Genomic DNA, 9,532 nt, shown 5'->3' on the forward strand with positions numbered 1-9,532 from the left:
CGGCGGCGATGCTCGCGATGCTCGCGGCCGGGTCGGCGGCGAGCATCCGCGCCCCGGTGGTCAGGACGGCTTCCAGGTTGCGTGCTGCGTCGGCTCTCACGGGCCCAGCTTATGGGGCGTGCCTTTCCGGAAGATCAGCCCGCCCGTCGTCGGCCTCCCCGGCCGCGCCCTGCGCGGTCCGGCGTCACCGGCTGTCCGGGACCGGCGGCGGGGCTTCGCCGACGGCGCCCGGTGCGGGCAGCCGGGCGGTGGAGTCCGCGTACTTCAGGAGCAGGCGGGCGAATTCGAGCCGTTCCTGCTCGGGCCAGTCACGGGTGATGTATTCGAAGGCCTGGCGCTGCTGGCGGCGGAAGTGCTGGAGGAGGGCGGTGCCCTCTTCGGTGAGGTGGAGCACGGTGCGGCGGCCGTCCTGCTGCGAGGCCGCGCGGACCAGGTAGCCGTGGGAGATGCAGTCGCTCACCATGCGGCTGGCCACCGACGGGTCCACCAGGAGGTGTTCGGCGATCCCGCCGACGGTCATCTCCGTGGCCGCCTCGGCCGCCTCGTCGACGATGTTGAGGACCAGGTTGCGCTTGAGGTCCTTGGGTCCCGCCGGAGGGTCGACGGGGGCCTGCATGGTGCGCCGCCTCAGCCGGGCGAAGGCCGTGCCGACGGCGTCCAGGAGGGCTTGTCCTTGCGGCGTGGCGTCCGTGTTGCTCACCCCCGCAGTTTATCGCATGCGTCTGCAGCCTGCAGATGCATGCAAATGTGCATGGAGTTGTGAGTTGCATTAATGTGGCCGTCGCGGTGGGGAGAACTCGGCACCAGCGGAGCGACGCGCCTGCCCGGAGAAGAGAGAGCCATGATCACAGCCATCATCAACGGCAGGGTGTTCGACGGTGAGCACGTGCTGGAGGACACCACCGTCGTGCTGGACGGCGCTCGGATCGCCGCGGTCGGGGGCGAAGCGCCCGCCGGGGCGGAGATCGTCGACGCCAGGGGCGGAACGCTGCTGCCCGGTCTGTTCGACGCCCATGTCCACACCTCCGAAGGGGCACTCGCGCTGGCGCTGCGGTTCGGGATCACCACCGAACTGGAGATGCAGGGCATGAACACCAAAGCCGCCCGCGCGCACATCACGGAGAACGACTCCCTCGCCGACGTCCGCTCCGCGGGGTTCGGCATCACTCCTCCCGGGGGCCACCCCAGCGAACTCATGCCCAAGGGCTTCAAGCCGGGAGGGCACGACGGACCCGGCGACCGGAGTGATCGGCCCGGCCCGCGTGAGATGCCCCTGATGCCGTTCTCCACCACGCCGGAAGAAGCGGTCGCCTACATCCCGCGGCTCGTCGCGGCGGGGTCGGACTACATCAAGTTCATGGTGGACGACGGTACGGTCGAGGGCCACCCCGGTCTGCCCATGCTCGACCAGGCGACCCTGAACGCCGGTGTCGCCGAGGCCCACCGGCACGGCATGCTCGCCATCGCCCACACCCTGACCGTCGACGCGACGCGGATGGCGGTCGAGGCCGGCATCGACGGTCTGGCCCACCTGTTCATGGACCGGCCGCACACCGACGAGATCATCGAGCTCGTCGCCGCCTCCGGCGCGTTCGTCGTTCCCTGCGTCGTCCTGAACGCGTCCATGACGGGCGTCACCGGCTCGTCGCTCAGCGCGGACCCGCGCGTCGGCCCACGCCTGGACGAGGCGTGGACGAACACGCTGAACAGCAGTTACGACCGCTACCCGCAGGGCGAGGTGGAGGACGTCCTGGCCTCGGTCAGGGCCCTGCACGACGCCGGCGTCGACCTGATGGCGGGCACCGACTCGGCCCCCCTGCCCCTGCCGTTCCTGGGCGGTGTGGTCCACGGCGCCAGCGTCCACCAGGAACTCCAGTACCTCGTCCGGGCCGGTCTCAGCCCGGTCCAGGCCCTGCGTGCGGCGACCGCCACCCCGGCACGCCGCTTCGGCCTGGAGGACCGTGGCCGCATCGCCGAGGGACTGCGGGCCGACCTGCTGCTGGTGGACGGCGACCCCACCACCACGATCAGCGACACCCTCAACCTGCGTGACGTGTGGCGCCGAGGCACCCGCACCGCACTCTCCGCCTCTTAGGAGCGCCGAGGCACCCGCACCACACGCCCCGCCTCGTAGGAACCCGCCGCCGCGAACGACCGCCGCCCGCCACGTACGTCCTCCGTGGCGGGCGGCGGTCTTGTTCGTCACGGCCCGGTTCAGCCTGCCAGCTGCCGCAGCCATTCGCGCAGCAGAGCCGTCTCCGTGGCTCTCAGGGGCACCCCGGCGCCCGCGGCCGGGGGGCCGGTGGTGAGCGCCGTCTCCAGTGCGGCGTCGAGGGCGAGGGCGCGCGAGGCCAGGTCGGACCCGGACGAGGCGGCCCGGCCCGTGGTGACCGAGGCGATGACGGTGTCCCGCAGCCGTGCCGAAGTGGTCAGGTCCCGCTGCGCGGGCGCTTCGCCGATCAGCGCCAGCGTGGCGCCCGTCGTGGCGGCGTGGATGACGTGGGTCGCCTGTTCCACCGGGACCCGCAGCCGCCCGGCCCCGGCCGCGCGGCGCAGCAGTGTCACCAGCAGGGCGTGCGCCTCGTCGGCGGCGGGGGGCCGCCGCCCGGGCCGCACGGTGCCGTACATGAGCATGTAGAACGCGGGGTGCCGCACTCCGAAGTCGACGTGCAGGTCCCAGCCCCGGTAGAGGTCGGCCACCGGGTCGTCCGGGGTCAGCGCCAGGGCCTCGCGTTTCTCGGCCAGGTACATCTCGAACCCGTAGGCGGCCAGGTCGGCCAGGAGTCCGTCCTTGTCGCCGAACATCCGGTACAGCGCGGGGGCGGTGACGCCCGCGGCCGCGGCGACGGCGCGCGTGGACACCGCCTCGCTGCCGCCCTCCTCCAAGAGCTTGGCGGCCACCTGCAGCACCTGGCGGCGCGCGGCGCGTCGTTCCTCGTTCATGGAACAACGATATCGCAGTTTGCGTATCGCCGTCTTAACGGTGATACTCGAAGAGCCGGAACGGTGATACGGTCAGGTTCAGGCCGGCGCCGGTCCGCGCCACACGGACGTGCGCCGCACCCTGTCCCGGGCCGCCGGCCCCCGATTCGGGGAGCAGTGCGGCCCGCCGCCGCGGCGGGCCGCTCGTCGTCCGCCGGTACCCCGATGCGCACCCCGCTCCCACTTGCACCGCCCTCCGGGGCAGGAGAGGAACACCCATGTCCGACATATCCGTCGTCATCGCCTCGCATTCCGGCTACGGCCACACCGCGCAGATCGCCGTGGCCGTCGAGGACGGCGCGCGCTCCGTCGCCGGGACGCGGGTCCACCGCGTGGACGTCGCCTCCCTCGGCGACGCCGACTGGGACCTGATGGACGCCGCGGACGCCATCGTCTTCGGCACCCCCACCTACATGGGCACCGCGTCCGGGGCGTTCCACGTCTTCGCCGAGGCCACCAGCAAGCGGTGGAGCACCCGCGCCTGGAGCGACAAGCTCGCGGCGGGATTCACCAACTCCGGCTCCATGAGCGGCGACAAGATGCACACGCTGCAGTACCTCTCGCTCCTGGCGGCCCAGCACGGAATGCTCTGGGTGAGCCTGAACCTCCTGCCGGGCTGGAACACCACCACGTCCAGCCCCCAGGACGACAACCGGCTCGGCTTCTACCTCGGCGCCGGCGCGCAGAGCTTCAACGACACCGCCGCGGTCCACGACGCGGACCTGAGCACCGCCCACCACCTCGGCCGGCGCGTCGCCGAGCAGACGCGGATCCACCGCGCCGGACTGGCCGCCGCGGCGCACTGACACGCCGGTCCGTGAACCGCCCCGGCGGCCCCGCCCGGCCCGAGCGCACAGCGACCGCGGACCAGCAGGTCACGGGTGGAGTCCGCCGGCCGGCGGGGTCGCGCCGGGGAGCGCGCCGGGCAAAAGCGTCCGGTCCGGCCGGGGGCCGCGCGCGGCGCGGCGTCCCCACATCACCTTCCCTCCCACTCGCAGGAGTGCACATGCAGCACCGGACCCTGGGCAGCCAGGGCCTCGAGGTCTCGGCGATCGGCTACGGCGCGATGGGCCTGACGATGGCCTACGGACCCACCGACGAGAAGGCCGGCGTCGCCGCCCTGCGCCGCGCCCACGAACTGGGCGTCACCTTCTTCGACACCGCCGAGATGTACGGCTGGGGCACCGGATCCAACGAGATCCTGGTCGGCAGGGCGGTCAGGGACTTCCGCGACGACGTGGTCCTGGCCACCAAGTTCGGGGTCGACATGTCGGTGCCTCCCGAGCGCATCGGCGGCCCTCTCGACAGCCGTCCCGGCACCATCCGCAAGGCCGCCGACAACAGCCTGCGCCATCTCGGCGTGGAGCACATCGACGTCTTCTACCAGCACCGTGTCGACCCCGACGTGCCCGTCGAGGAGGTCGCGGGCACCGTCAAGGAACTGATCGACGCGGGCAAGGTGAAGTACTTCGGCCTCAGCGAGGCCGGACCCGGGACGATCCGCAAGGCGCACGCCGTGCAGCCGGTCTCCGTCCTGCAGACCGAGTACTCCCTGTTCGAGCGGGACGTGGAGCGGCTCTTCCCGGTCCTGGACGAACTCGGCATCGGCTTCGTCGCCTACTCGCCCCTCGGCCGCGGGTTCCTCACCGGCACCGCCAAGCCCGCCGGCCGGTACGCGGGCAGCGACATACGCAACACCGACCCGCGCTGGCAGCCGGGCGACTTCGAGAAGAACGTCGACGCCGTCGGCCGGCTCGCCGCCCTCGCGTCGGCCAAGGGCGCCACCGTCTCCCAGCTCGCCCTGGCCTGGCTCCTGACCCGGGGCGAGCACATCGTGCCCATCCCCGGCACCCGCAGCCCGGAGCGCATCGAGGAGAACGCGAGGGCCGTCGGCCTCACCCTCACCGGCGCCGACCTCCAGGCCATCGGCGCGATCCTGCCCCGCGGGGGCTTCGGCGCCCGCTACGCCGGGGGGAACGTGCCGGCCTGGACCTGAGAGCCGGCCCGGGACGGGCACCGCTGCCCCACCGGGGCCGCACGGCCGGGATCGCGCCCCCAGGTGCGGCCCGGCCGTGCGGCACAGCGGGCGGCGCCCGGTGCGGCGGACCGGGTACGTGTCCCGGGGCGCCGCCCGCGCTCACGGGTGACGCAGCAGGTCGGCCGCCCGCTCGGCGATGGCACAGACCGTGGCGTTGGTGTTGTTGGACGGGATCGACGGGATGACGGACGCGTCGGCCACGCGCAGACCGTCCAGTCCCCGGACCCGCAGTGCGGAGTCGACGACCGAGACCTCGTCCTCGCCCAGGGCGCAGGTGCCGACCGGGTGGCAGTAGGAGCCGAAGTACCTGCGGGCGTAGGCGCCCAGGGACTGCCCGTCCGCGGCGGCCGGTCCCGGGCTCACCTCTTCGGCGCCCCACTCGGCGAGCGCCGGCGAGGCGACGATCCGGCGGGCCGCCTCGATGCCGGACACCACCGCGCGGACGTCCTGCTCCTCGGTGAAGTAGGCGGGGTCGAGGACGGGCGGCGCGTACGGGTCGGCGGAGGTGATCCGCAGGGTGCCGCGGCTGGCCGGCCGCATGGGCGAGACGCCGATGGTGAAGCCGTTCCCGACCGGCGCCACGGGGTTGGGGAGCGCGATGTCGATGAAGATGATCTGGAGGTCCGGGCCGTCCAGCTCGGGGGTGCTGCGCAGCAGGCCGATGATCTCGCCGTGGTTGTACCGCGCCGCGGGCACCGGTCGGCGGGTGCGGTGGACGAGGTTGGCCCGCGGGTGGTCGTGGAGGTTGCGGCCCACGCCCGGCAGGGAGTGGAAGACCGGCACCTGGGCGCGCCGCAGCTCGTCCTCGGGGCCGATGCCGGAGCGCAGCAGCAGTGCGGCGGAACCGATCGTGCCCGCGGTCAGCACGACCTCCCGGGCCGCGGCCGCCTTGTGGACGCGGCCGTCGACGCCGTACTCGACGCCCGTGCAGCGCGGGCCGTCGAACAGCAGCCGGTGGGCGACCGCGTCCGTGACGACGTGCAGGTTGGGGCGGTGCAGGGCCGGGGCCAGGTAGGCGTCCGCCGCGCTCTGGCGGCGCCCGGCGACGATGTTGAGGTCGACCGGGGCGAAGCCCTCCTCCAGGCCGCCGCTGATGTCGTGGGCCCGGCGGTGGCCTGCCTCGACGGCGCCGGCGAGGCAGGCGAGCAGGACCTCGTTGGGCTCGGCGGCGGGCGCGACGGTCAGGGGGCCGTCCGTACCGCGGCCCGGGGCGCCGCTGACGGCGGTCTCGGTGCGCCGGAAACAGGGCAGCAGGTCGTCGAAGGCCCAGCCCTTGGCGCCGTGGTCGCCCCAGGCGTCGTAGCTGGTGCGGTGGCCGCGGGCGAACACCATGGCGTTGATGGCCGAGGAGCCGCCGAGACCGCGGCCCCGGGGCAGCGGGAGCACAGCGCCGGAGGACTCCTGGACGACCGTGGTGTCACCCCATCCGGCGCTCGACGCCGCCAGCGAGGGCCAGGCCGGAGGATGCGCCACGGCGTCCGGCAGGGCGGCGGCCGGGCGGCCCGCCTCCAGCAGCAGCACGCGGACGTCCGTGTCCTGTGACAGCCGCGCTGCCAGTACACAGCCGGCGCTGCCGCCGCCGACGACGATCACGTCGTACGCCGGTTCCCCGCCGGAGTTCACTGCGCTCATCTCTCTTCGCCCCTCGCCTGGATCGGTGATTCACTCCGGAGGTTATCACCGGTCCGGATCAGTGGTCCGTAAAGGTTGATACCGTTGGTCCATGGAACGGGACGAGGAGAACACGGAACCGGAGCCGGGGCCGGCGGCCATGCGGCGCAGGATCGTCGAGGCCGCCGCCGGCCTGCTGGTCTCGGAAGGACTCGACGCGACGTCCACCCGTGCCGTCGCGGCCCGCGCGTCCGTGGCGCCGCCGACGATCTTCCGGCTCTTCGGGGACAAGGACGCACTGCTGGAAGCGGTGAGCGAGTACGGCTTCGAGACGTACCTGCGGGCCAAGGCCAGGCTCCCGGAGAGCGACGACCCGGTCGACGACCTGCGCGCCGCCTGGGACCTGCACGTCCGGTTCGGGCTGAGCCGGCCGGCGTACTACACCCTGGTGTACGGGCAGGCGCGCGCCGGACGGGTGCCGCGGGCCGGGCAGCAGGCCGTCGCCGAGCTGCGGCGCATGGTCACCCGGGTCGCGGCGGCCGGCCGGCTGCGCATGAGCATCGAGCGCGCGGCGGCCCTGGTGCACGCGGCGGGGGTGGGCACGATCCTCACCCTGATCGGCGCGCCGCCCGAGCAGCGCGACCTGCGGACCGCGGACGCCGCCCGCGAGATGGTGCTCGCCGCCATCAGCACCCCGGCCGCCACGGCCTCCCCGGCGGCGGTCACCCCCTCCCGGTCCGCCGCCCACGCCGTCACCGGAGGGACCGGGCGAGCCGCGGAAGGCGGGGGAGCAAGGGGAGCCGGTGAGGCGGGCGAGGCAGGCGAGGCAGGCGGCTCCGGTGACGCCGGCTCGGGTGACGTACGCAGCGGTGCCGCCGACGAGACGGCGAAGGCCGCGATGGCCCTGCGCGCGGCGCTCGGACGTACCGACCACCCGGCCGTCACCCCCGCCGAGCGGACCCTGCTCGTCGAGTGGCTCAACCGCCTCGCGGACACGGAGCCCCGGCCGGCCGCGGACGCCTGAGCGACGCCCCCGGCCCGCCGTGCCCGGCCCGGCCCGAACGGGGCGGGCCGGCCGGACGGAACCGGTGCCCCGGTCACCGGACGGGCGCGGGCGTCGGTGCCGGCCCGGCGGCGAGGCGCTTGCGCGTGCCGCGGCGGGCGGCGATGCCCAGGGCGAGCAGCCAGTAGCTGAACAGGGCGCCCATCAGGGCGGTCGTCCCCCAGCCGTTGGCCGCGTAGAAGTGCCCGGGGGTGTTGCCGAAGAACAGCGACGGCATGAAGGCCAGGTTCACCGCGGCCAGGACGTAGGCCGTGCGGTGGATCCAGCGGGGCAGCAGACCCGTGCGGGAGAGCGCGTAGCCGGTGGCGGCCAGGAACATGGCCATCAGCATGCGCGAGACGGAACCGTAGAGGACGTAGGTGCCGCTGACCGTGATGGTGGGGTCGATGGGACGGTCGGCCTCGATCACCGCCCCCGCCTCCAGGCCGCTGGAGACCAGGGTGACCACCGTGTACGCGACCCCGGCGGTGAACGCGAGGGTGCCGGCCCACTCCAGGTCCGGCCGCACGCTCCTGACCATCTCCCGCAGGGACGCCACGAGGACGAGCAGGCATCCCAGCGCGAGGATCCCGATCAGCAGCCGGGCCAGCACGTTGGAGTCCGGGGGCGGCCCCGAGTAGACGAAGTACAGCGGTACTTCGACGATGAACGCGGTGGCTGCGGCGAGGGCGCTGACTGCGGTCATGCGCCGGGCGACGGTCTCCTGCACGGTGGTCCTCCTCGGTCGGTGCCGGGTGCCTCACCGCCCCGGTAGGAGAAAGGCTGGCAGCCCAGGGGCCCGGAAGCCGTCGGTCCGGCCCCCGGATCCGGGGTGGACCCGGCGACACCCCCCAGGTGTCCCCGGACCGGCGCACGCACTGTGCCGCCGGGTGCGTCGGGCGGTGCGCCCCCGCCTGCGTCGCGCTGTGCCCGCACACGTCGCGTTGTGCCGCCGCGCGCCCGTGAAGTGCCGCCGGTGTGCCGCGGATGTGCCGTATGTGTGTGGTCCGTGTGTCCTGGAGTGCCGTCGAGGTGACGCCCGGCCGGGCGCCGCTGCCCCGGGAGGGGGGCGGAACCGGGCGAGCGCGTTCCCGGGGAGGAGGGCGGCCGGTTCAGCGGACCAGGTGGTCGAGGGCCGCGCTCGCCAGGCTGAGGGCCGCGTGCAGTTCGGTCACCTCGGCGACGGTCGGCCGGACCACGTCGCACCAGTCGCCGCGCAGCGCCGGCCAGAGGGCCAGCAGGACCTGGGCCCCCGGCAGTCCGAGGTGGGCGCTGACGTCCATCCGGTCCTCCCCGGCGGGCGTCCAGGACAGGCGGACGCGGCCCGGCGGGATGCGGGAGGGGTCGTCGAGCGTGCTCCAGCGGACCTGGAACGACTGGCCGGGCGTCTTCCGCACCACCGTCACCAGCGCACCGCGCACGTCCTCGGGCATGGGCGACCGGACGAGGGTGCGCAGCTCGACGGGGCTGCGGTAGGGATCGCGGCCCGGGACGAGAGTGAGGACGGGTCTGCGGGCCGGGCCTTCGTGGCCGGCCGCGGGGCGGCGCCGGGGCAGGGGCGGTCGGGCCGACGGACGGCGGACGGCCGGCCGGCCCGTCAGGTCGATCATGTTGAACCTGGTCATGCGGGACTCCGAACGGGAACGGTGCGCGCCGGTGCGGCGCTGCTCGGTCCAGCGTCGCTTCCCGCAGAGCCGGACGCATCGGTCATATGACTGCATGCGGCGCCCTGGGATGTCAGTCCCTTCGGTCCCTCGGTTCCTAGATGAATGAGTCCGATGTCGGTGCTGGTCGCGACGATGGCGAAGGGCGCCCGTTGGTCAGTGTGTGAAGACAAACCTGGACGCCCTTCTGGCGGC

Annotated in this window: 9 protein-coding genes; 4 read left to right on the plus strand and 5 right to left on the minus strand. The window is 73.8% G+C overall.

Features of this window, described 5'->3' with window-relative positions; genetic code table 11:
- Positions 1 to 184 precede the first annotated feature (184 nt).
- A complete protein-coding gene (locus IG64_RS36940; RefSeq protein WP_051813827.1) occupies positions 185 to 700 on the minus strand; it encodes a MarR family winged helix-turn-helix transcriptional regulator in 516 nt (171 codons plus the stop codon).
- Between the two features lie 141 nt (positions 701 to 841).
- Here IG64_RS36940 and IG64_RS36945 point away from each other — a divergent pair, with 141 nt between their 5' ends.
- Positions 842 to 2,095 carry an amidohydrolase family protein gene (locus tag IG64_RS36945; protein ID WP_037864855.1) on the plus strand — a complete coding sequence of 418 codons (1,254 nt, stop codon included), beginning with the start codon at positions 842 to 844 and terminating at the stop codon, positions 2,093 to 2,095.
- A gap of 119 nt (positions 2,096 to 2,214) precedes the next feature.
- Here the strand turns inward: IG64_RS36945 and IG64_RS36950 are convergent, their stop codons facing one another.
- Positions 2,215 to 2,943: a TetR/AcrR family transcriptional regulator gene (locus IG64_RS36950; protein ID WP_037864857.1), complete on the minus strand. Its 729-nt coding sequence runs from the start codon at positions 2,941 to 2,943 to the stop codon at positions 2,215 to 2,217.
- A 257-nt stretch (positions 2,944 to 3,200) separates the two neighbouring features.
- Between IG64_RS36950 and IG64_RS36955 the strand changes: the two genes are divergently transcribed.
- Both IG64_RS36955 and IG64_RS36960 read left to right on the plus strand, forming a co-directional pair.
- Positions 3,201 to 3,788, plus strand: coding sequence for a flavodoxin family protein (locus tag IG64_RS36955; RefSeq protein WP_037864859.1), 588 nt, complete (start codon positions 3,201 to 3,203; stop codon positions 3,786 to 3,788).
- 200 nt (positions 3,789 to 3,988) lie between these two features.
- Positions 3,989 to 4,978 carry an aldo/keto reductase gene (locus tag IG64_RS36960; protein WP_037864861.1) on the plus strand — a complete coding sequence of 330 codons (990 nt, stop codon included), beginning with the start codon at positions 3,989 to 3,991 and terminating at the stop codon, positions 4,976 to 4,978.
- 141 nt (positions 4,979 to 5,119) lie between these two features.
- Here IG64_RS36960 and IG64_RS36965 read toward each other — a convergent pair whose 3' ends face one another.
- A complete protein-coding gene (locus IG64_RS36965; protein WP_037864862.1) occupies positions 5,120 to 6,652 on the minus strand; it encodes a GMC family oxidoreductase in 1,533 nt (510 codons plus the stop codon).
- A gap of 91 nt (positions 6,653 to 6,743) precedes the next feature.
- On the opposite strand from IG64_RS36965, the gene IG64_RS36970 reads away from it, so the two are divergent.
- Complete coding sequence (locus tag IG64_RS36970; protein ID WP_063758873.1) at positions 6,744 to 7,655, plus strand: TetR/AcrR family transcriptional regulator; 912 nt, start codon at positions 6,744 to 6,746, stop codon at positions 7,653 to 7,655.
- A gap of 73 nt (positions 7,656 to 7,728) precedes the next feature.
- Here the strand turns inward: IG64_RS36970 and IG64_RS36975 are convergent, their stop codons facing one another.
- Together IG64_RS36975 and IG64_RS41790 are read right to left on the minus strand one after the other, a co-directional pair.
- Complete coding sequence (locus IG64_RS36975; RefSeq protein WP_037864863.1) at positions 7,729 to 8,403, minus strand: hypothetical protein; 675 nt, start codon at positions 8,401 to 8,403, stop codon at positions 7,729 to 7,731.
- A gap of 382 nt (positions 8,404 to 8,785) precedes the next feature.
- Positions 8,786 to 9,298: a hypothetical protein gene (locus IG64_RS41790; protein WP_199811737.1), complete on the minus strand. Its 513-nt coding sequence runs from the start codon at positions 9,296 to 9,298 to the stop codon at positions 8,786 to 8,788.
- Positions 9,299 to 9,532: the final 234 nt, after the last annotated feature.

The sequence above is a fragment of the Streptomyces sp. NRRL S-340 genome (assembly GCF_000720185.1).
GTDB lineage: Bacteria > Actinomycetota > Actinomycetes > Streptomycetales > Streptomycetaceae > Streptomyces.